Source organism: Frigoribacterium sp. NBH87 (genome assembly GCF_014217665.1).
Lineage (GTDB): Bacteria > Actinomycetota > Actinomycetes > Actinomycetales > Microbacteriaceae > Frigoribacterium > Frigoribacterium endophyticum.
Map to the genome: position 1 here is coordinate 2,115,693 of NZ_CP043650.1, position 21,960 is coordinate 2,137,652.

12 protein-coding genes are annotated in these 21,960 nt (G+C 73.7%); 7 read left to right on the plus strand and 5 right to left on the minus strand.

Features of this window, described 5'->3' with window-relative positions; translation table 11 throughout:
- Window positions 1–47: 47 nt before the first annotated feature.
- Window positions 48–1,097: a LacI family DNA-binding transcriptional regulator gene (locus F1C15_RS09915; RefSeq protein ID WP_185230926.1), complete on the plus strand. Its 1,050-nt coding sequence runs from the start codon at window positions 48–50 to the stop codon at window positions 1,095–1,097.
- A gap of 239 nt (window positions 1,098–1,336) precedes the next feature.
- Here F1C15_RS09915 and F1C15_RS09920 read toward each other — a convergent pair whose 3' ends face one another.
- A complete protein-coding gene (locus tag F1C15_RS09920; RefSeq protein ID WP_185230928.1) occupies window positions 1,337–7,150 on the minus strand; it encodes a GH92 family glycosyl hydrolase in 5,814 nt (1,937 codons plus the stop codon).
- Window positions 7,151–7,635: 485 nt separating this feature from the next.
- On the opposite strand from F1C15_RS09920, the gene F1C15_RS09925 reads away from it, so the two are divergent.
- Window positions 7,636–8,205, plus strand: coding sequence for a YdeI family protein (locus tag F1C15_RS09925; protein ID WP_185230930.1), 570 nt, complete (start codon window positions 7,636–7,638; stop codon window positions 8,203–8,205).
- A gap of 195 nt (window positions 8,206–8,400) precedes the next feature.
- Here the strand turns inward: F1C15_RS09925 and mmsB are convergent, their stop codons facing one another.
- The 3 genes from mmsB to chvE all read right to left on the minus strand — a co-directional run bounded on the left by mmsB (window position 8,401) and on the right by chvE (window position 12,354).
- Window positions 8,401–9,522 (minus strand): multiple monosaccharide ABC transporter permease, encoded by a 1,122-nt coding sequence (mmsB, locus tag F1C15_RS09930; RefSeq protein ID WP_197981555.1) that lies wholly within the window; start codon window positions 9,520–9,522, stop codon window positions 8,401–8,403.
- A gap of 83 nt (window positions 9,523–9,605) precedes the next feature.
- Window positions 9,606–11,153, minus strand: a complete 1,548-nt coding sequence (gene mmsA, locus F1C15_RS09935) for a multiple monosaccharide ABC transporter ATP-binding protein (protein WP_185230932.1) — start codon at window positions 11,151–11,153, stop codon at window positions 9,606–9,608.
- A gap of 70 nt (window positions 11,154–11,223) precedes the next feature.
- Window positions 11,224–12,354 (minus strand): multiple monosaccharide ABC transporter substrate-binding protein, encoded by a 1,131-nt coding sequence (chvE, locus tag F1C15_RS09940; protein WP_185230934.1) that lies wholly within the window; start codon window positions 12,352–12,354, stop codon window positions 11,224–11,226.
- 258 nt (window positions 12,355–12,612) lie between these two features.
- Between chvE and F1C15_RS09945 the strand changes: the two genes are divergently transcribed.
- The 5 genes from F1C15_RS09945 (at window position 12,613) to F1C15_RS09965 (ending at window position 19,094) form a co-directional block, all read left to right on the plus strand.
- Window positions 12,613–14,232 carry a glycoside hydrolase family 43 protein gene (locus F1C15_RS09945; RefSeq protein ID WP_185230936.1) on the plus strand — a complete coding sequence of 540 codons (1,620 nt, stop codon included), beginning with the start codon at window positions 12,613–12,615 and terminating at the stop codon, window positions 14,230–14,232.
- 172 nt (window positions 14,233–14,404) lie between these two features.
- Window positions 14,405–15,427 (plus strand): LacI family DNA-binding transcriptional regulator, encoded by a 1,023-nt coding sequence (locus F1C15_RS09950; protein ID WP_167261503.1) that lies wholly within the window; start codon window positions 14,405–14,407, stop codon window positions 15,425–15,427.
- A 125-nt stretch (window positions 15,428–15,552) separates the two neighbouring features.
- Window positions 15,553–16,911: an ABC transporter substrate-binding protein gene (locus F1C15_RS09955; RefSeq protein ID WP_244634582.1), complete on the plus strand. Its 1,359-nt coding sequence runs from the start codon at window positions 15,553–15,555 to the stop codon at window positions 16,909–16,911.
- A 63-nt stretch (window positions 16,912–16,974) separates the two neighbouring features.
- Window positions 16,975–18,114, plus strand: a complete 1,140-nt coding sequence (locus tag F1C15_RS09960; RefSeq protein WP_056058605.1) for a carbohydrate ABC transporter permease — start codon at window positions 16,975–16,977, stop codon at window positions 18,112–18,114.
- Window positions 18,111–19,094, plus strand: coding sequence for a carbohydrate ABC transporter permease (locus F1C15_RS09965; protein WP_056058608.1), 984 nt, complete (start codon window positions 18,111–18,113; stop codon window positions 19,092–19,094). Before F1C15_RS09960 ends, F1C15_RS09965 begins: the two co-directional genes overlap by 4 nt.
- A gap of 364 nt (window positions 19,095–19,458) precedes the next feature.
- On the opposite strand, the gene F1C15_RS09970 is transcribed toward F1C15_RS09965, so the two are convergent.
- Window positions 19,459–21,960 (minus strand): beta-glucosidase, encoded by a 2,502-nt coding sequence (locus tag F1C15_RS09970; protein WP_185230938.1) that lies wholly within the window; start codon window positions 21,958–21,960, stop codon window positions 19,459–19,461.

The following is a 21,960-nucleotide window of genomic DNA, read 5'->3' on the forward strand; positions in this document are numbered from 1 at the left end:
CGGCGAACGCCCCGGGTCCGCATCGGCCGCGCTGCCATACTGTGCCGATGATCCCGGGCGACGAGCAGGCTGGCGCGCTGCCGGGGGCCTCCGCGGCCCCCCGAGCAGCCGTGACGCTCGTCGACGTCGCCGCCCGCGCCGGCGTCAGCCTCAAGACCGCGTCGCGCGCCGTGAACGGCGAGCCGCACGTCGCGGAGGAGACGAGGAGGCGCGTGGTCGAGGCCGCCGACGCCCTCGGCTTCCGCCTGAACAGCATGGCCAGCATGCTGCGCCGCGGCATCCGCTCCAGCGTGGTCGGCTTCGTCACCGGCGACCTCGCCAACCCGTTCTACGCGGCGATCGCGTCCGGGATCGAGCAGGAGCTGCGGGGCCACGGCATGCAGCTCGTCGTGGCCAGCACCGACGAGGACCCGGTGCCGGAGCGCGAGCTGGTCGACGAGCTCGTCTCGCGACAGGTGCGGGCGCTCGTCGTGGTCTCGACCCGCGCCTCCCACGCGGAGCTCGCCTCGGTGCAGGAGCGCGGCGTCCGCGTCGTGCTCGTCGACCGCCCGCCGGTCGGGCTCGAGGCCGACACCGTGCTGCTCGACAGCGTCGCCGGAGCCCGCACGGCCGTCGAGCACCTGCTCGCCCACGGGCACCGACGGATCGGCTTCGTCGGCGACTTCTCGCGGCTCTCGACGCACCACGAACGGCTCACCGGCTTCGGCGAGGCGATGACCGCGGCGGGCGTCGACGACTGGCGCCGGTGGGTGCGCGAGGACCGGCACGACGCGGCCTCGGCCCGCTCGGGCGTGAGCGACCTGCTCGCGCTGCCCGAGCCTCCCACCGCCCTCTTCGCGAGCAACAACCGCGTCACGACGGGCACGCTCTCGGCGCTGCGCGGCCTCGCGGTGCCGCCGGCGCTCGTCGGCTTCGACGACTTCGACCTCGCCGACGTGCTCGGCGTGACGGTCGTCGCGCACGACACCGTCGAGATGGGGCGCCAGGCGGCGCGGCTCGCCCTCGCGGCGGGGGAGCCCCCGCGGTGCGTCGTGGTGCCGACCCGGCTCGTGCCGCGCGGCTCGGGCGAGGTCGCGCCCGGCGTCAGCTGGCGCTGACGCGTCGCGCTGCCCGCTGCCCGCCGCCCGCCGCCGCACGCCGCACGCCGCTGCCCGCACTGACGAACCACGTCCTCGCGGCCGAACCACGCCGCGGCCTGGTTCGGCGGCGAGGACGTGGTTCTTCTCCGGGGGCGCCGCGGCGCGACTCCGCGGGACGACAGAGACCCCCGTGCGGGCACGGGGGTCTCTGCGGTCAGGGTGAGCGGGGCGGCGGGACTCGCCCGCCGCCCCGGCCGCTAGGCGTCGTCGCCGACGGCCAGCAGGTGGCGGCGCCGACGTCGCGCCGCCTCGATCGCCAGGGCGAGCGCCCCGGCCGCGAGCAGCACGCCGGCGACGAGCCCGCCGTCGACGGGCGACTCCGGCCTGCCGCCCGTGTAGGCGAGCGACCCGTCGTACGAGCCCGGACGCAGCGGGGCCACGCCGGTCGCGGACGGTGCCGTGTCGACCACCGAGAAGGCGACGCGGACGGCTGCCTGCGACGTGCCTCCCAGGGCCTCCACCTCGTGGGCGCCGGTGACGGCGCCGGCCGGCACGGTGAACGAGCCGCTGACCAGGCCGTCGGCGCCCGCGGTGAGGGTGCCGAGCGCGATCGGGTCGCTGAACAGCGTCAGCGAGACGGTCTCGCCGGGCGCGAAGCCCGCGCCCTCGACCGGAACCGCCGTGCCGCGCGTGGCGGAGTCGGCGAGCACCCGCAGCGACGGCGTCCACGCGCCGGGGCCGCCGGGGTTGCCGGGGTTCCCCGGGTTGCCGGGGTTGCCGGGGCCGCCCGGGTTGCCGGGGTTGCCGGGGTTGCCGGGGTTCCCCGGGTTGCCCGGGTTCCCCGGCTCGCCCGGCTCCTCCGGCTCGACCGGCGCCGCCGCGATCGTGACGGTGGTCGTCGCCGAGGCGCTCGACCGCCCGTCGTCGACCGTGACCGTCACCGTGTACGTGCCCGGCAGCGCGTAGGTGTGCGCTCCCGAGACGGCCCCGCCCGCGACCGTGCCCGCGGTGACGGCCGTGCCGTCGCCCCAGTTCACGGTCGCCGTGACGGCGCCGTCGGCCGCGTCGCCGACGCCGCCCGTCACCGTCGCGAGCTCGCCCGCGACCTCGACGCCCGCCGTGCCCGTGAGGCCCGCGGCCGTCCCGGTCACCACGAGGTCGGCCGGGGGCGCGAGGCGCGTGCCGTCGGTCGCCAGCGCGAACACGTGGATCCGCCCGGCGGCCCGCGGGTCGCCCGTCTGCACCGGCAGGGTCAGCGAGACCGCCGTCTTGCCGGTCGGCAGCGTGACCGGGGCCGTGGCGTAGACGCCCGCCACCGCTCCGTCCGAGCCGTTCGCCCCGTTCGTGCGGCCGTCCGAGGTCGCGACGACGACGTTGCCGAACGCCGGGGTGGTGACCCCGGCCGTCCAGTCGCCGAACTCGATCGGGAAGGGCTGGGTCGAGCCGTCGTCGAAGGTCAGCGTGCCGACCGTCTGCTGGGCCCGCTCGTTCGCCGTGCCGATCACCGACAGCTGGGTGACGTCGTCGCCGAGCTCGAGCGGCAGCACCTGGCCCGCGCCGGTCGCGTTGTCGGGCTCGCCCGCCGGGATCGCCGGCAGGTCGAACGTCAGCGCGGTGCCGGGCACGGCCACCGTGGTGCCCTGCACGAAGCCCTTCTCCGCGAGCGACTGCCGCTTCAGCCCGTTCTGCAGGTAGTCGCAGTTCGCGGCCTGGCCCGGTTCGCCGAGGCAGACGCTGTCGAAGGCGCCGACCAGCGAGGGGGCGGTGCGGGTCACCACGACGTCGGCGGTGGTCGACGCCGACTCGGTGCCGTCGGTCGCCGTGACGATCGCCGTGTAGGTGCCCGGTGCGTCGAACACGTGCGCCGGGGCCGTGACGTCCCAGCCGCCGAGGGCGGTGGGCGTGAGGGCCGCGCCCTGCGGGCCCTCGCCGTCGAGCCAGTCGACCGTCGCAGTGAGGCCCTCGGGGGCGTCACCGCCGCCTCCTGCCCCGCCGGAGGCGCGGGTCACGGTCGCGACGGAGCCCGAGAACTCGGCCCCCGCCTCGCTCGTCAGGCCCGGCTTGCCGGTCAGCGTGAACTCCCCGGCGGGTGCCGTGGTGTCGGCCATCAGCTCGAGCTCGGAGAGCGTCATCGCGCGCCCGTCGGTCGTGCCGGCGGCCGTGAGCCGGTACCAGGTGAACGGCCGCGGGTCGGTGACCGTGAACGGCCTGGTCTGCAGCGCCGACGGGAAGGTCTGCGCGGCGCGCTCGTCGAGCGGCAGCCAGGTGGTGCCGTCGGTCGAGCCCTCGAGGGCCCAGCCGGTGGGCGCCGCCGAGCCGGCGGGGCCGTTCGTCAGCGTGTAGCGCGAGACCGTGACCGGCCCCGACGCCGAGCGCCAGGTGACCGCCGCGTCGGGCGCGTCGAAGGCGACCGCGGTGCGGGCCGAGTCGTCGGCGAGGCGGTCGACGACCGTCCCGTCGCTCGAGCTCAGCACGCCCTGGCCGGCCGTCGTCGCGTCGACGAGGGGCACCGGCACCTCGACGGGCTCGGGGGCGTGCGCCGCCCACGTGCTCGGCCGGGTGCCCATCGTCAGGTCGAGCACGCCGCCGGCCGCGACGTCGTCCTGGCTGAGCGAGACGGTGTCGATCGCCGCGCCGTTCAGCCGGGCCGACTGCACGTACACGGCCTCGTTCGAGTTGCCCTCGGCGCGCACCGTGAACTCGCGGCCCGACCCGAGGTGGATGGTCGCCTCGTCGAACAGCGGCGAGCCGATCGTGTACGAGTCGGTGCCCATGGCGAGCGGGTAGAAGCCGAGCGCCGAGAACAGGTACCACGATGACATCTCGCCGTTGTCCTCGTCGCCGGGGTAGCCCTGGCCGATGTCGCTGCCGACGAAGAGCCGCTGCGTGATCTCGCGGACGACGCGCTGCGTGGTCGCGGGGTCGCCGTTCGCCGCCGAGACGTAGGGGATGTGGTGCGAGACCTGGTTGCTCATGCCGAGCTGCCCGATCCGGACGTCGCGCGCCTCCAGCATCTCGTGGATGACGCCGCCGTACCCGCCGGGCTTGTCGGCGTCCTCCGGCGTGGAGTAGAACTCGGCCAGCTTGGCGTCGAGCCCGTCCGAGCCGCCGTAGAGCGCGGCCAGGCCGGCCACGTCGAACGGGGCGTGGAAGGCGAAGTTCCAGCCGTTCGTCTCGGTGTACGCGCCGCCCCACGACTCGGGGTCGAAGGTGTCGGGCGACTCGGCGAAGGTGCCGTCGGCGTTCCGGGCCTGGAAGAAGCCGACCGCGGGGTCGAACAGGTCCACGTAGTCGCGCGACCGGTCGAGCAGCCAGGCCGACTCCTCCCTCAGCTGCCCACGCCGCGCCTCCGGGGTGGCCGGGTCGTCGGCGAGCGCCGCCGCCATCCGGCCGAGCCCGAAGTCGTTGATGTTGCCCTCGAGGCCCCACGAGACGCTCTCGCCGGTGCTCGCCGGCGTGTAGCCGAGGAAGAGCGACTGGTCGAGGCCCTTCCGGCCGACGCCGCTCTCGGTGGGCTGCACCGACGCGTTCTTGAGCGCGGCGTCGTAGGCCTCGAGCGCGAGGTCGCCGCTGACGGCGCCCTTCAGGTAGGAGTCGGCGAACGCGACGTCCGAGCTGGTGCCGGTCATGAGGTCGGCGTAGCCGGGGCTCGACCAGCGTGCGATCCAGCCGGAGTCGCGGTACTGCTGCACGAAGCCGTCCATGAGCTCGCTCGCGACCTCCGGGTAGAGCATCGAGTAGGCGGGCCAGACGGTGCGGTAGGTGTCCCAGAAGCCGTTGTTGACGTAGATCTTGCCGGCCTTCACCTGCGCGTTCGTCGTCGTGTCGGTCGCCGCGCCCTCCTTCGGCGCGACGGGGCTGGCGTACCGGTAGTCGGGCGCCGAGGCCGTGCCCGTGTTCTCGAACTGCGAGTTCGGGTACATGTTGAGGCGGTAGAGGCTGCCGTAGAGGGTGGCCAGCTGGTCGTCGCGGGCGCCCTCGACGGTGATGACGCCGAGGCGGTCGTTCCAGAGCTGCTCGGCGGCGCCGCGCACCTCGTCGAAGCTGCGGCCGGTGACCTCGAGGTCGAGGTTGCGCGTGGCCTGCGCGGCCGAGATGAACGACGTCGCGAGGCGCAGCTCGACGACGCCGGCGGGGCTGTCGCCGCTCGGCGCCGTGGCGTCGAACGAGGCGTAGCGGGCACCGTCGCGGTCGCCCGCCGCGGTGCCGACCGAGGTGGGCGTGCGGTCGAACGTGCCGGAGACGAACATGCGGCTGGCGCCGGCCGAGAGGCCGGAGCCGTTCTCGACCCAGCCGCTGACGCGGCCGTCGGCCGAGACCGTGAGGCCCGAGCTGCCGGCGACGCGGTCGACGATGACGCTGCCGGCCCGGGTGGTGCTGCCGGGGTCGGTGCCCGCGGTCTCGGGGAAGGCGAAGCGCAGCACGGCGCCGTGGTCGGTCGGCGTGACGGCGGCCTCGAGGCCGCTCGTGGTGGCGACGCTGTAGAGGTCCGGTCGCGCGACCTCGGCCCCGTGGTCGAACTGGAGGGCCCGGGTGGCGAGCGAGGCGTCGGGCGCCCCCGCGCCTCCCGCGCCCGCGACGGTGGTCGACGGGAGGATGGCGAGCTGGTTCCGGTCGCCCATCCACGGGCTCGGCTCGTGCGAGACGCCGAGGCCCTGCAGGCGGGGGAGGTTCTGCGCGTCGTTGCCGCGGGCGTAGTCGTACAGCCACGACTGGCTCGACGCGTTCGTCATCGGCGTCCAGAAGTTGAAGCCGTTCGGCACGGTGGCCGCCGGGACGTTGTTGCCCCGCGAGAAGCCGCCGGTCGCGTTGGTGCCGCGACGCGTGTCGACGTGCGCGACCAGGCTGCTGCCGTCGACGCGGGCGGGCGCCGGGTCGAGGTCGAGGTCGTCGACCCAGCCCTGGAAGCGCGTGTCGGCCGTGCCGCCGTCGTTGTCGTAGGTGAACAGCACGCGCTCGACGGTCTGGCCGGCCAGGTCGCCCAGGGGCACCTGCACCGAGTTCCACTGGTCGGCGTAGAGGATCTTCGCGGCGCCCTGGTCGCCGGCGGAGGTGCCGCCGCCCTGGCCGTCGACGACGCCGTCGGCCGCGCTGACGAGCGAGCCGTCGCTGAGCTGCAGGTCGACGGCGGCGTAGGTGGCCGGGTACTGCAGGTCGCCGCCGAGCTCGGGGAAGACCTTGTACGAGAAGACGGTGTCGTCGCCGATGAGCAGGTCGAGGTCGTCGTAGAGCACGTTCGTCGCACGGGCGGGGCCGTCGGTCGTGTGCTCGCCGGCGTACCGCAGCGAGCGGGTGCCGCTGAAGCCGGCGCCCGGCTTCATGTTCGGGCCGCTGACCGGGCCGGTGCCGACGACGGTCACCATCGGGCCGGCCGGAGGCGCGGTGTCGGTCCCGTCGCCCAGGCTCCAGTCCGCGAGCTGGGTCAGCCCCGCACCGGCGTTGGCCGTGATGTCGAGGCGGTACGCGTCGTACGCCCCGGGCGTGGTGACGGCGTACTCGTTCGTGGCGCCGCGGCTCGCGAAGGAGATGCCGGTGAGGACGGTGATCGGGGTCCAGGTGGCTCCGCCGTCGGCCGAGCCCTGCAGGGTCACGTCGCGGGGGTCGCGGGTGGGGGCGTCGCCGCCGCTGGTGAGCGAGAACTCGGCCGCGGTCTGCGGCGAGTCGAGCAGGTAGGTGATCGACGCGGTGCGCTCGAAGGCGAGCCACTTGCTCGCCGCGTTGCCGTCGGTGAGGTTGATCGCGACCTCGCCGGGGGCGTTCTCGGCGGTGGCGGTGACCTCGGTCACGTGGCCGAGCAGGCTGCCGGCGGGGAGGCCGGTCGAGCCGGAGACGTTGTCGCTCGGGGCGACCGAGGCCGACCCGGGGTCGACGTCAGTGAGGGGCGTGCTGGCGAGCGGCTGCGCGTCGGCGGCCTCGAAGCTCGTGCGCCAGTCGCTGCCCGCGACCGCGGCGGCGCGGGCGTCTCCGCCGCGGGCGTCACCGGAGCTGCCGGAGCCGCCCGGTGCGGCGGCCGCGGGGCCGGCGCCGGTGAGGGCGCCCGTGACGGCCAGGGCGATCGCGGTGGTGATCACCCCCGCCCGTCGTGCCTGCTGCTTCGCGGAACTCCGCCTCCAGCTCGCGCCCCTGCGCTGCTGCTCGTCCGTGCGGACACGACCTGACGCCATCGTCACTCTCCTGCTGTCGACCCGTGATCGGGGGTGCGGCGGCCCGGGGGCCTGCCGCCGGCCGCTGGTACGGCCGAGCACGACGACGACGCCTGTCATCGATGACAGCGTTGTCATGCACGTGTTCTTTCTACCCCCGCCCGGGGGTGGTGGTCAAGGCCGGCGGCGCGTGCCGCCGCCGGCCGGCGGCGGCCACCTGCCTCACCGGGGTGCCGCGTTCTGGGCCCACGCCACCGCCGAGGCCCCAGATCGCGTCGTCCCGCCGCGGCAGCGGGCTCGCGCGGCCCGCGTCGCCCCGCGAGGCACCACGTCTTCGCACCGGAACCACGCCGCGGCGTGGTTCGCCGGCGAGGACGTGGTTCCTCCCGCGCTGCACCCGCTACCGTCGCCCCATGGTCAGCGTCGCCGACAAGCCCGCCCTGCACCTCACCGAGCCGCAGTGGGTGCACTACCTCGAGACGGTCGCCCACCCCGACGGCGTCCGGCTCCTGCTGCGCAAGAAGTCCTCCGCCCGGGTCGGCATGACCTGGTCGGAGGCCCTCGACGTCGCGCTCTGCCACGGCTGGATCGACGGCCAGTCCCAGCGCGTCGACGACGACTTCCTGCTGACGGCCTTCCAGCCGCGGCGCCGTGCGAGCCCGTGGTCGCAGGTCAACCGCGACCACGTCGCGCGCCTCGTCGCGGAGGGGCGGATGCTCCCCGCGGGCCAGGCCGAGGTCGACCGTGCGAAGGCCGACGGCCGGTGGGAGGCGGCCTACCGTCAGAAGGACGCGGTCGCCCCGCCCGACCTCCAGGCCGCCCTCGACGCCGACCCCGCGGCCGCCGCGCACTGGGCGACGCTCACGAAGACCGTGCGCTTCCGGACCTACTTCCGCCTCGCGGCCCTCAAGCGCCCCGAGACCCGCGCCGCGCGCGTCGCCGACGTGGTCGCCGCCGCCCGCGGCGAGCAGCACTACCGCTGACGCGCGCACCCCGCCCCGCGCCCGCGCCCGCGCCCCGCGCCCCGCGCCCCGCGCCCCGCGCACCCCGCCCCGCACAGACGACGAACCCCGTCTTCGCACGGGAACCCCGCCGCGGCGGGGTTCGAGTGCGAGGACGGGGTGTCGGGAGCTCGGCGCAGGCGGCCGGGCCGGCCCCGGGGGGCCGACCCGCGCCTCCTACCGGCGGCGCCGCTTGCTGTACACGTCGAACGCGACGGCCAGCAGCAGCACGAGCCCCTTGATGACCTGCTGCCAGGCGGCGTCGACCGAGAGGATCGACAGCCCCTGGTTCAGCACGCCCATCACGAGCCCGCCGATGACGGCCCCGACGACGGTGCCGATGCCGCCCTGCACGGCCGCGCCGCCGATGAACACCGCGGCGATCGCGTCGAGCTCGAAGCTCTGGCCGGCCGAGGCGACGGCGCTGCCGGCGCGGGCGGTGCTGACGACGCCGGCGAGGCCGGCGAGCAGTCCCATGTTGACGAAGATGCCGAAGGTGACCCACTTCGTCTTGACGCCCGACATCATCGCGGCGAACAGGTTGCCGCCCATGGCGTAGACGTGGCGGCCGAACACGGTCCGCGTCAGCAGGAACGAGTACAGCAGCACCAGCGTCGCCAGGATGATGAGGATGATCGGCGTCCCGCGGTTGTACGCCAGCAGGTAGCAGAGGTACATGATCGCGGCGACGGCGATGGCGATCTTCAGCACGAACGACACGGCGCGCTCGCGGGGCAGCTCGAGGCGGCGGAGGTTCGCGCGGGCCCGCAGCTGCTGGGCGATCAGGCCCGCCGAGGCGAGCAGCCCGATGCCGAGCGTGAACAGGTCGGGCTGGCCCGTGGTCGGCAGGGTGCCCGAGCCGATCGCGTTGAACGAGCGGGGCAGGCCGCTGATGGTGCCGCCGGTCAGCAGCACGAGGGCGACGCCGCGGAAGACGAGCATGCCGGCGAGCGTGACGATGAAGGCCGGGATCCCGACGAACGCGACCCAGAAGCCCTGCCACGCGCCGATCAGCGCGCCGACGAGCAGCGAGAGCGCGACGGCGGCGCCCCAGGGCAGGCCCCAGTCGTTCATGGCGAGCGCGGCGACGGCGCCGACGGTCGCGACGACCGAGCCGACCGAGAGGTCGATGTGCCCGGCGATGATGACGATCACCATGCCGATCGCGAGGATCAGCACGTAGGCGTTCTGCTGGATGAGGTTGCTGACGTTGCCGGGGTAGAGCAGCCGGCCCTCGGTCAGCACCTGGAAGAGCAGCACGATCACCAGCAGCGCGGCGAGGATGCCGTACTGGCGCATGTCGATCCGGAGGCGGCGCTTGGCGCCCGGCACCGGCGCAGGTGCCGGCGGCGGAGCGGAGGGGCGAGGAGGTGCGGTGGTGGTCACGAGGCTTCTGCTCCTAGGGTCCTGGTCGCGGTCATGTGGCGCATCAGCTCTTCCTGGCTGGCGTCGGCGCGCGAGAGCTCGGCCGTGAGGCGGCCCTCCGCGATGGTGTAGATCCGGTCGGAGAGGCCGATCAGCTCCGGCAGCTCGCTCGAGATGACGATGACGGCCTTCCCCTGGGCCGCCATCTCGGCGATGATCCCGTAGATCTCGTATTTCGCCCCGACGTCGATGCCCCGGGTGGGCTCGTCGAGGATGAGCACGTCGGGGCCCGAGTAGATCCACTTGCTCAGGACGACCTTCTGCTGGTTGCCGCCCGACAGGTTGCCGACGATCGCCGAGACCGTGGGGGTCTTGATGTTCATCTGCTTCCGGTAGTCGTCGGCCACGGCGTACTCTCGGTTGCGGTCGATGACGCCGAGCTTGGCGAGCTTGCCGAGGGCGGCGGCCGAGACGTTCACCGTGATGCTGCCGATGAGGTTCAGGCCGTAGCGCTTGCGGTCCTCCGTGACGTAGGCGATGCCGTTCTTGATCGCCTCGCCGACGGTGCGGGTCTGGATCTCGGTGCCGTCCTTGTAGACGCGGCCCGAGATGTCGGTGCCGTACGACCGGCCGAAGAGGCTCATCGCCAGCTCGGTGCGCCCGGCGCCCATCAGGCCGGCGAAGCCGACGACCTCGCCCGCCCGCACGTGGAACGACGCGTGGTCGACGACGAGCCGCTCGGAGTCGACCGGGTGGTGCACGGTCCAGTCCTCGACGCGCAGCTTCTCGGCGCCGATGTCGGGTACCCGCGGCGGGAACTGGCTGTCGAGCGGGCGCCCGACCATCGCTCGGATGATGCGGGTCTCGATCTCCGGGGTGTCGACCACGGGGAACGACTCGATCGTCCTGCCGTCGCGGATGACCGTGACGGTGTCGGCGATCGCCCGGATCTCGCCGAGCTTGTGGCTGATGATGATCGACGTGATGCCCTGCTCGCGCAGCTGGTCGATCAGGCCGAGCAGGTGGGCCGAGTCGTCGTCGTTGAGGGCCGCGGTCGGCTCGTCGAGGATGAGGAGCTTCACCTCCTTCGAGAGCGCCTTCGCGATCTCGACGAGCTGCTGCTTGCCGACGCCGAGCTCGAGCACCTTGGTGACCGGGCTCTCGGCGAGGCCGACCCGCGCGAGCAGCTTCGAGGCCTCGAGGTTGGTGCGGTTCCAGTCGATGACCCCGGCGCGCTGCACCTCGTTGCCGAGGAAGATGTTCTCGGCGATGGAGAGGAACGGGCTGAGCGCGAGCTCCTGGTGGATGATCACCACGCCGTCGCGCTCGGAGTCGTTGATGGACGAGTAGCGGACGGGGCTGCCGTCGATCTCGATCGTGCCGTCGAAGCTGCCGTGGGGGTAGACGCCCGAGAGCACCTTCATCAGGGTCGACTTGCCGGCCCCGTTCTCGCCGCAGATCGCGTGCACCTCGCCGCGCTGCACGCTCACCGAGACGCCGTCGAGGGCGCGGACGGCGCCGAACTCCTTGACGATGTCGGTCATCTGCAGGATGACGTCGTTCATGTCTTCTCGCTTCGGGTCGAGGGAGCCGGCGGCGGCCCCGAGGGGCCGCCGCCGGCTGCCGGGGGTGGGGTCAGAGACCGACGTCGGAGGCGTCGACGAAGCCCGAGTCGACGAGCGTGCCCTGCACGTCGTCCTTGGTGACGACCACAGGGTCGAGCAGGTACGCGGGGACGACCTTCTCGCCGTTGTCGTACGTGTCGGTGTCGTTCGTCTCGACCTCGTCGCCCGCGACGATGGCCGCCACCATCGCCTGCACCTGGGTGCCGAGCTCGCGGGTGTCCTTCCAGACGGTCATCGACTGCTGGTCGGCGAGGATCGCCTTGACGTTGGCGACGTCGGCGTCCTGGCCGGTGATGATCGGCCAGTCCGAGCCCGGCTGGTAGCCGGCGGCGTCGAGGGAGGCCTCGATGCCGAGCGCGAGGCTGTCGTTCGGCGACAGGACCACGTCGACCTTCTCGCCGCCCGTGTAGAACGACTGCAGCCGGTTGTCCATCTCGGCCTGGGCGTCGTCCGAGCCCCAGCCGAGGATGCCGATGGCCTTCCAGCCGTCGTCGTCGGCGGGGGCCTTGCCGCTCGGCACGACGAGCGCGCCGCTCTCGACGTAGGGCTGCAGGACGTCCCACGCGCCGGCGAAGAAGAAGCCGGCGTTGTTGTCGTCGGGGCTGCCGGCGAACGGCTCCATCGTGAAGGGGCCCTTCTCGCCGTCGGCGAGGCCGAGCTGCTCCTCGATGTACTGGCCCTGCAGCTGGCCGACCTTGTAGTTGTCGAAGGTGGCGTAGTAGTCGACGGCCTCGGTGCCGTTGATCAGGCGGTCGTAGGCGATGACGGTGGCGTCCTGCGACTTCGCGTCCTCGAGCGCCGGGCCGAGGGTCTGCCCGTCGATGGCGGCGACGACGAGGATCTTCGCGCCCCCGGCGACCTGGTTCTGGATCTGGCTGATCTGCTGGTCGGTCTTGTTGTCGGCGTACTGCAGGTCGACGGTGCAGCCGTCGCCCTCGAGCTTCTCCTTGAGGCCCTCGCCGTCGTTGATCCAGCGCTCGAGGCTGCGGGTGGGCATGCTGATGCCGACGTTGCACTCGGTGCCGGAGGCGTCGTCGCCCCCGCCGCCGCCGCCGGAGGAGCCGGCGGGTGCGCAGGCCGCGAGGCCGGCCACGAGGCCGACCGTGAGGGCCGCGACGGAGAGCTTCCTTGCTGTGGTCATGGTGCGGATCCTTTCGGTGGGATCTGCCCGGGCGACGCCGCTCCGGTCGCCTCGTCGAGGGCGTGCCGGGCGGTGGTTCGTCGTCGAACCGGACCAGATCGAGCGGGTACTTCGCTGTAGTGCTCGAACCGACGTGGGTGGCGTCGGGGTATTTGTTGGCTCTCGGAACATATACGCGCCCTGATCGTCGGCGCAAGGGCCTCGGAGACCGTTACCGGATCGAGATGAGCCGGGCTCACCGCGGCTATGCTCGCCGTCGTGCCCGCCGACGTGCCCCTCGCTGCCGACCCGACCACCGCCTCCGCCCGGCCCCGCGCGACGCCGGTGCTGCCGGGCTTCCACCCCGACCCGAGCGTCTGCCGGGCGCCCGGCGACGACGTGGTCTGGCTCGCGACGTCGACCTTCGAGTACTGGCCCTCCGTCGCGCTCTCCTCCTCGAGCGACCTGCTGACCTGGGAGGCGCGGGGCTCGGTCGTCACCCGGCCCGGCGCCCTGGACCTGGCCGGCGTGCCCGACAGCGGCGGGGCCTACGCGCCCACGCTGCGGCACGGCCTCGGGCGCTGGTGGCTCGTCAGCACGGTGGTCGGCGGCGACCGGCCGGGGTCGTTCGCCTGCACGGCCGACGACCCGGCCGGCCCGTGGTCCGACCCGGTCGTCGTCGAGGGCGCCGAGGGCATCGACCCGGCGCTGTTCTTCGAGGCGCGGCCGGGCGGTCGGCGCGACCGCGTCTGGTGGCTCGGCACGCGCCTCCGCGACCCCGGCTCGTACGAGGGCGAGACCGAGATCTGGCTGCGCGAGCTCGACCCCGACACGCTGCGGCTGATGGGGCCCGAGCACGTCGTCTGGACGGCCGCGCAGCGCGGCGCCGTCTGGAGCGAGGGGCCGCACCTGGTCGAGCGCGACGGCTGGTTCCACCTCGTCACCGCCGAGGGCGGCACCGAGCGGGCGCACGCCGTCGTCGCCGCCCGCTCGCGCGCCGTCACCGGGCCGTACGAGGTCGACCCGCGGGGCCCGCTGCTCACGCACCGGCACCTCGGGCAGGGGCACCCGGTCGTCGCCGTCGGCCACGCCGACCTCGTCGAGCTGCCCGACGGCGAGTGGCGCGCCACCGTGCTCGGCATGCGCCCGGTCGGCGGCCACACGGTGCTCGGCCGCGAGACCTTCCTCGCCCGGGTCACGTGGGAGGACGACCGCCCCGTCGTCAACGCCGGCGTCGGCCAGCTCGACGACGCGGTCGTCGGGCACGGGCCCCGCGTGCCGGAGGCGCGGGTCGACGACCTGAGGGGCTCCCGGCCCCTCGACGCGGCGTGGCTCTCGGTGCGCGGGGCGCCCTCCTTCGCGGTGCCGGGCCCCGACGGCCTGGCGCTCGACGGCGCCGGCGCCGCCCGCCTGCACGACCCGACCGGCGTGCCGACCTTCGTCGGGGCGCGGCAGCGCGACCACCACGAGACGCTCGAGCTGGCCGTCACGGCGCGGCCGGGGCCGGGCGGAGCGGCGGGCCTCGTCGTGCGGCAGTCCGGGGCGGCCGACCTCCGCGTCGAGGTCGTGCGCGGGCTCGACGGCGACGGCCTCCGCGTGCGGATCGTGGCGCGCGAGACCGGCGTCGACCGCGAGATCGCCGGCGCCACGGTGGAGGAGACCGGCTCGGGTGGTGTCGAGATGCTGCTCCGCGCCTCCTGCCGGGGCGACGCCTACGACCTCGTCGCGCTCGTCGTCGACCCCGCGGGCGGGCCGCCGGCCGAGCTGCTGCGGGCCCGGGCGGAGGCGCGGGTCGTCAGCACCGAGACGGCCGGCGGGTTCGTCGGCGTGGTCTGGGGCGCCGCGGTCGACGGGCCCGGTCAGCTCGTGCTGCACCGCGCCTCCCGCACCGTCGGCTGACCGGGCGGTCCGCTCCGGGCGCGCCCCCCACAGACGTGGGCAGACCTCAGGTTGGACAAATCGTCAGCCGTTGCGCATGATGACCTCGCCGCCGATCGCACAGTCGTGCACCGGGGGAGCGCCTGCGTCGCCGCTCCTGTCCTGCGACGCACGACCGATCGAGGTGGATGCCATGGGTGCGACCCGTGACGACGTGGCGCGCCTCGCCGGCGTCTCGTCGAGCACCGTCTCGTACGCGATCAGCGGTCGGCGCACCATCTCGGAGGCGACCCGGCAGCGCGTCGAGCGCGCGATGGCCGAGCTCGACTACACCCCGAACGCCTTCGCCCGCGGCCTCGCCGGCTCGCGCGGCGGGATCCTCGCCCTGCACTACCCGTCCAGCCCCCGCGGCGTGACGTCGTCCGAGTTCGAGTACGTCGCCGCCGCCACCGAGCGCGCCCGGTCGTGCGGCTACCACCTGCTGCTCTGGTCGAACCCGATCGGCGACGTCGAGGGGCTCGGCAGCCTCGTCAGCGAGCGGCTCGTCGACGGCGTGATCCTCATGGAGCTGACGTCGACCGACGCCCGCGTCGAGGTGCTCGAGCGTGCCGGGGTGCCCTTCACCAACATCGGTCGGCCCGACGACGCGGGCCGCCTCTGGTTCGTCGACGCCGACTACGAGGCGATGGGCCGGCTCGCCGTCGACCACGTCGCCGACCTCGGGCACGAGCACCTGTTCTTCCTCAGCCAGGGCCTCGGCGCGCTCGAGCGGGGCTCGGGCCCGTTGACGCGGACGACGCGGGCGCTCGCGGGGCCGGTCCGCGACCGGGGCCTGCGGGTCGAGGTGGTCCACGCCGACACCTCCGTACGCGGCGGGCGGGAGGCGTTCGCCGCGTTCGCCGCGCTGGTGCCGCGCCCGACGGCCGTGCTCGCCTTCAACGAGATGGCGCTCGCCGGCTTCGTCCAGGCCGCCGCGCTCGCCGGCTGTCGCGTGCCCGACGACGTCACCGTCGTCGCGCTGAGCATCGGCGACCTGGCCGCCGACATGACCTCCCCGCCCCTGACCACGGTGTCGCCGCCGGGCGACGAGATCGCCGCCGCGGCCGTCGACGACCTCGTCGCCGCCATCGAGGACCGCCGCGGCGAGGCGCCGCACCTGCTCGTCGCGCCGCGGCTCACGGTGCGCGGCAGCTCCGCTCCGCCGACACGCTCCTAGGCGCGGTTGCGCGCCTCCGCACGGTGTGTGACACTCATCGTCGACGCGCGTCGATGACGACACGTCGACGGTCCGCTCGACAGCACGAGCGATCGCCCGCCGCACCACTCAATGAGGAGAACCCCATGCGAGCACCCCTGAACCGCCGCGTCACCGGCGGGATGGCCTTCCTGGCCGCCACGAGCCTCCTGTTGGTCGGCTGCTCCGGCAGCTCCGACCCCAACGACCCGAACGCCGGCGGCGGAGCCGGCGGGTCGGTCGGCACCGCCGACGGCGTCGTGAACGTCTACGGCACGATCAACGGCGACGAAGCGACCCTCCTCGAGCAGTCCTGGGCGGACTGGGAGAAGGAGAACGACATCGAGATCAAGTACACGGGCGACAAGGAGTTCGAGAAGCAGATCGGCATCAAGGTCCAGGGCGGCGACACCCCCGACCTCGCGATCTTCCCGCAGCCCGGCCTGCTGGCCGACACGGTCAAGTCCGGCAAGGTGCAGGAGCTCCCCGCCGACGCCCTCGCCAACGTCAAGGAGGGCTGGTCGGAGGACTGGCAGAAGTACGGCCAGGTCGACGGCACCCAGTACGGCGCGCCCCTCATGGCCAGCGTCAAGGGCTACGTCTGGTACTCGCCGGCGAAGTTCAAGGAGTGGGGCGTCGAGGTCCCGAAGACGTACGACGACCTCGTCGCGCTGTCGAAGACCATCCAGGAGAAGACCGGCGGCCCGTCGTGGTGCGCCGGCTTCAACTCGGGCGAGGCCTCGGGCTGGCCCGGCACCGACTGGGTCGAGGACCTCGTGCTGCGCGAGGCCGGCCCTGACGCCTACGACTCGTGGGTCGCCGGCGACACGAAGTTCACCGACCCCGAGATCAAGTCGGCCTTCGACGCGGTCGGCGAGATCCTCCTCGACCCGACGCTCGTCAACGCCGGCTACGGCGACGTGAAGTCGATCAACTCGACCGCGTTCGGCGACGTCGCGACCAACGTCGCGAACGGCAGCTGCGCCCTGACCCACCAGGCCTCGTTCTTCGAGGGCTTCCTGACCGCGGCGAACAACGCCGAGGGCCAGCCCGCCACCGTCGCCGAGGACGGCGACGTCTGGGCCTTCCTCACCCCGCCGATGGAGGAGGGCGACCCCGCCGCCGTCACCGGTGGCGGCGAGTTCGTCGCCGCGTTCTCGAACGACGACGACACCGCGAAGGTTCAGGCGTACCTCGCCAGCGCCGACTGGGCCAACAGCCGCGTCTCGCTCGGCGGCGTCATCTCCGCCAACCAGGGCCTCGACCCGGAGAACGCCGGCAGCGACCTGCTGAAGAGCGCCGTGGAGATCCTCCAGGGCACCGACACCACCTTCCGCTTCGACGGTTCCGACCTGATGCCCAAGTCGGTCGGCTCCGACAGCTTCTGGAAGGGCATGGTCGACTGGATCGACGGTACCGACACCGACTCGGTCCTCGAGGAGATCCAGGCCGGCTACACCTCCTAGTCGTCCTTCCGTCAGGGGCCGTCGTTCGTCGGCGGCCCCTGACCCGTCCCCGAAAGGACAGCGATGTCCAGCTTCTTCCAGTGGTTGGCGGGTGTCCCGCCCCTGGCGCAGATCCCCCTGATCCTGCTCGCCTTCACCGCGCTCGTCGGCATCGTGCTCGTCTTCGTCGAGTTCGCCCCGCGTCGCGGCCTCCAGTACACGATCCTCCGGCTCGCGGTCTGCGTGCTCGTGCCGGTCGTGGTGCTGCTCGCGTTCGGCCTCTACAACTCGGTGATGTGGGTCGCGGTCGTCGCGGCCGTGCTCGGCGGCGGGCTGTTCCTGCTCGACTACCGCTCGAAGCGCGGCTCCGGCTACTCGCTGCAGCTGATCGCCTTCATGGCCCCCGCGGTCTTCTTCCTCATCATCGGCCTGATCTACCCGACGATCACCACGGCGGGGCAGGCCTTCATGAAGAACGACGGCTCCGGCTTCGCCGGCATCGACAACTTCATCTGGGTCTTCACGAGCCCCGACGGCCTCACCGCCTTCGGCAACACGCTGGTCTGGGTGCTGCTCGCCCCGATCACGGCGACGGCCATCGGCCTCGCCTACGCCGTGTTCATCGACAAGAGCCGCGGCGAGAAGGTCCTCAAGCTGCTGGTCTTCATGCCGATGGCGATCTCGTTCGTCGGTGCGTCGATCATCTTCAAGTTCTTCTACGACATCCGCCAGGGCGAGCAGATCGGCCTCCTGAACGGCGTCCTGGTCGCGTTCGGCGGCCAGCCCGTCGACTGGCTGGGGCTCGAGCCCTGGAACACCCTGCTGCTCGTGATCGTGCTGATCTGGACCCAGGCCGGCTTCGCGATGACGGTGCTCTCCGCCGCCATCAAGGGCGTCCCCGCCGAGCAGCTCGAGGCGGCGTCGCTCGACGGCACCAACGGCTTCCAGGCCTTCCGCCACATCACGGTGCCGGGCATCCGCACGACGATCATCGTGGTGCTCACGACGATCTCGATCGCCTCGCTCAAGGTCTACGACATCGTCTCGGCGATGACCGGCGGCCGCAACGACACGACCATCCTCGCGTTCGAGATGGTGCGCCAGTTCCAGCTCGGCAGCCGCACCGGCTACAGCTCGGCGCTGGCCGTCATCCTGTTCGTCCTGGTGCTGCCGATCGTGATCTACAACGCCCGCCAGATCCAGAAGCAGAGGGAGATCCGATGACCGCCACGCCCACCCCGGTCGGGGTCGCCGTCCCCCCTCGCACCGAGAGCCAGCTGAAGCGCGGCGTCGCGAAGATCGAGAACTCCAGCGGCAAGCTGAAGAAGGGCACGACGAGCCGCGGGGCGACCATCGCCGCCCTGATCATCGCCGTGATCTGGACCCTGCCCACCGCGGGCCTCTTCATCTCGTCGTTCCGCCCCGCGACCGACATCAAGACGACGGGCTGGTGGACGGTCTTCGCCAACCCCGGCTTCACGCTCGACAACTACGTCAACGCGCTGAACTCGGGCGACAGCCTGACCCTCGGCAAGGCCTTCCTCAACTCGCTCGTCATCACGCTGCCCGCGGCGCTGATCCCGATCACGATCGCGAGCCTCGCGGCCTACGCGTTCGCCTGGATCGACTTCAAGGGCCGCAACACGATGTTCGTGCTGGTGTTCGCCCTGCAGATCGTGCCGATCCAGATGGCCCTCGTGCCGCTGTTGCGCCTGTTCTCGGACGGGCTCGTCATCGGCGGGCTGTACATCCTCCCCGGCCTCGGGGTGAACGGGCTCGACGGCTCGTTCGCCAAGGTGTGGATCGCGCACACGATCTTCGCGCTGCCGCTGGCCATCTTCATGCTGCACAACTTCATCAGCGAGATCCCGGCCGAGGTCATCGAGGCCGCGCGCATGGACGGCGCGGGGCACGGCCAGGTCTTCTTCCGCATCGTGCTGCCGCTGTCGATGCCGGCCATCGCCTCCTTCGGCATCTTCCAGTTCTTGTGGGTCTGGAACGACCTGCTCGTCGCGACGGTGTTCACGTCGGGCGAGGGGCTGCCGATCACGAAGGCCCTGCAGGACCTCTCGGGCTCGTACGGCCAGTCGTGGGAGCTGCTCACGGCGGGCGCGTTCATCTCGATCATCGTGCCGCTGATCGTGTTCTTCGCCCTGCAGCGCTTCTTCGTGCGCGGCCTGCTGGCCGGCGCGACGAAGGGCTGACCCCGAGGAGTCGCGGGTCGGCCCCCGCAGGCTGCCTCACCACGGACGCCGGTCCGGTGCACCCGCACCGGGCCGGCGTCCGTCGTCGGCCCGGGGGTCGCCCGGGCGACGACGAGGTGACGCGACGTGGCCCCCCGACGACGTCGAGACGACTCGATCGGGGCCCTCGACGGTGCCGTGGGCCCAGATCGCGTCGTCTCGACCCGGCGAGGGCGCGAGGGCGCGCGAGGCGCCCGAGGCGCAGGAGGCGCGGGAGTCGCGGGTCGCCTCGCGCGGGCCCGCGCACGCCGGAGGGGGCGGCGCCTCCACAGCACCGCCCCCTCCGTCCCCTCGCCCCCGCGCACCACGGCGGGGGCCCGGTGCCTCAGCGCACCGTCACCACCGAGGTCAGGCGGCGGGTGTGGTCGACGACCCGCGCCTCCCCGGTCACCTCGACGTCGACCGCGGCGACGACGTCGCTGCTCGAGCGGGCGACCCGCAGCTGCAGGGCCCCCGTCTCGATGCGCCGCAGGCCGTCGCGACCGGTCGCCGAGGCGAGGTCGACCGGCACCACGATCTCGAGCACGGCCTGCTCGCCGGGCGCGAGCTGCGGGGTGCGCCCGTAGGCGACCAGCCGCTGCCCCGGCCGGACCGTCTCGGCCACCGGGTCGTGCAGGTAGACCTGCACCACATCGGCCCCGATCCGGTCGCCGGTGTTGTGCACGGTCACCTCGAGCGCGACCTCGCCGACGGTCGGCACGCGCAGCGGCCCGTCGCCGCCGCCGGGCACGACGACGTCCCAGCCGAAGGTCGTGTACGACAGCCCGTGCCCGAAGCCGAAGGCCGGCGTCGGGTCGACGTCCGACACGGCCGACCGCGCGGCGAGCGGGCTCTGCAGGTAGGTCGACGGCTGGGCTCCCGGGTGGGCCGGCACGCTCACGGGCAGCCGGCCCGAGGGCGTGACCGCGCCGGTGAGCACGTCGACGACGGCCGCTGCGCCCTCCTCGCCGGGGAAGAACGCCTGCACGACCGCGGCCGCCTCCGTGGCGGCACGGCCGAGGGCGTAGGGGCGCCCGGTGAAGAGCACGACCACGGTCGGCGTGCCGGTGTCGAGCACGGCGTCGAGCAGCTGCTGCTGCACGCCGGGCAGCGCGAGGTCGACGGCGTCGCAGCCCTCGCCGCTCGTGCCGCGGCCGAAGAGGCCGGCGCGGTCGCCGAGCACGACGAGCGCGACGTCGGCGTCGCGGGCGGCGTCGACGGCGGCGGGGATGCCGGAGGCGTCCGTCCCGTCCACGTCGCAGCCCGCGACGACCGCGCCCAGGCCGGGCACCGCCTCCCGCAGGCGCTCCGCGAAGGTGGGCAGCTCGATGCCGACCGCGACGTCGGGGTGCTGCGACCCCACGTGCGCCGGGAACGAGTAGCAGCCGAGCAGCGCGGCGGAGGTGTCGGCGTTCGGGCCGACCACGGCGAGGCGCGGGGCGGTGCCCCGGCCGGCCTCGGAGCCCCGGCCGACGCCGGAGGCCGAGCCGGCCCCGGTCAGCGGCAGCGCCCCGGCGAGCGGCAGCACCCCGTCGTTGCGCAGCAGCACGACGGCCTCGTCGGCGAGCCGCCGGGCGAGGGCGCGGTTGCCGGCCGTGTCGAGGTCGATGTCGTCGGCGCGGGCGAGGGGCGCCTCCGGGTCCCACCCGGGGTCGAGCAGCCCGAGCTCGGCCTTCTGGGTCAGCACGCGGAGCGCGGCCCGGTCGATCAGGGCCTCGTCGACCTCGCCGGCGCGCACGGCGGCGACGAGGGCCGGCCCGAACGCGTCGACCGTGGGCAGCTCGACGTCGACGCCGGCGGCGAGGGCCAGCCCCGCCGCCTCGGCCCGCGAGCCCGCGACGCCGTGCAGCGTCTCGAGGAAGGCGACGCCGAAGTAGTCGGCGACGACGGTGCCGTCGAAGCCCCAGGTGTCGCGCAGCAGCCCGGTCAGCAGCGACTCGTCGGCGGCTGAGGGCACCCCGTCGATGTCGGTGTAGGCGTGCATGACGCTTCGCACGCCGCCGAGGGCCACGGCCATCTCGAACGGCGGCAGCACGACGTCGGCGAGCTCGCGCCGCCCCATCGAGACGGGGGCGAGGTTGCGGCCCGCGCGCGACGCCGAGTAGCCGGCGAAGTGCTTGAGCGTCGCGATGACGCCGGCGCTCTCGAGGCCCTGCACGTACGCGGTCGCGACGGTGCCGACGAGGTGCGGGTCCTCCCCGATGGTCTCCTCGACGCGGCCCCAGCGGGCGTCGCGGACGACGTCGAGCACGGGGGCGAGCCCCTGGTGCACGCCGACCGAGCGCAGGTCGTCGCCGATGCGCGCCGCCATCTCGCGGACGAGCTCCGGGTCGAAGGAGGCGCCCCACGAGAGCGGCACCGGGTATGCGGTGGCGCCCCAGGCCGCGAAGCCCGCGAGGCACTCCTCGTGTGCGAGGGCCGGCACCCCGAAGCGGCCGCTCTCGACGATGGTGCGCTGGGTGCGGGCCAGCGAGCGGGCGCCGGCCACGGCCTCGACCGGGGCCGTGCCGAAGGGGCGCGTCAGCTGCCCGAGGCCGGTCGGCAGCAGCTCGTCGAGCGAGACGGGCTCGGCCATGTCGTGCTGGTGCGGGGCGACCTCGGCGCCGTCGGCCGAGGCGCCGACCCAGATGCCGAACAGCTGGGCGATCTTCTCCTCCGGGGTCATCGCCGCGACGAGGGCCGCGGCGCGCTCCGCGGCCGGCAGGGCCGGGTCGCGCCAGGGGCCGTCGAGGGGGGCCGACGAGGAGGCGCGGGCCGGCTCCGCCGCCGCCCCTCCCGCCGCGGGGGCGCCGGCGCCGATGCCGGCGCTCGTGCTGGTGCTGGTGCTGGTGCTGGTGGTGCTGGTCAT

Bases quoted from the DNA above. Each gene is read 5' to 3' on its own strand.
- F1C15_RS09915 (WP_185230926.1), top strand. From the start codon at position 48: ATGATCCCGGGCGACGAGCAGGCTGGCGCGCTGCCGGGGGCCTCCGCG.
- F1C15_RS09925 (WP_185230930.1), top strand. From the start codon at position 7,636: ATGGTCAGCGTCGCCGACAAGCCCGCCCTGCACCTCACCGAGCCGCAG.
- mmsB (WP_197981555.1), bottom strand. From the start codon at position 9,522: ATGCGCCAGTACGGCATCCTCGCCGCGCTGCTGGTGATCGTGCTGCTC.
- mmsA (WP_185230932.1), bottom strand. From the start codon at position 11,153: ATGAACGACGTCATCCTGCAGATGACCGACATCGTCAAGGAGTTCGGC.
- chvE (WP_185230934.1), bottom strand. From the start codon at position 12,354: ATGACCACAGCAAGGAAGCTCTCCGTCGCGGCCCTCACGGTCGGCCTC.
- F1C15_RS09950 (WP_167261503.1), top strand. From the start codon at position 14,405: ATGGGTGCGACCCGTGACGACGTGGCGCGCCTCGCCGGCGTCTCGTCG.
- F1C15_RS09955 (WP_244634582.1), top strand. From the start codon at position 15,553: ATGCGAGCACCCCTGAACCGCCGCGTCACCGGCGGGATGGCCTTCCTG.
- F1C15_RS09960 (WP_056058605.1), top strand. From the start codon at position 16,975: ATGTCCAGCTTCTTCCAGTGGTTGGCGGGTGTCCCGCCCCTGGCGCAG.
- F1C15_RS09965 (WP_056058608.1), top strand. From the start codon at position 18,111: ATGACCGCCACGCCCACCCCGGTCGGGGTCGCCGTCCCCCCTCGCACC.
- F1C15_RS09970 (WP_185230938.1), bottom strand. From the start codon at position 21,960: ATGACCAGCACCACCAGCACCAGCACCAGCACCAGCACGAGCGCCGGC.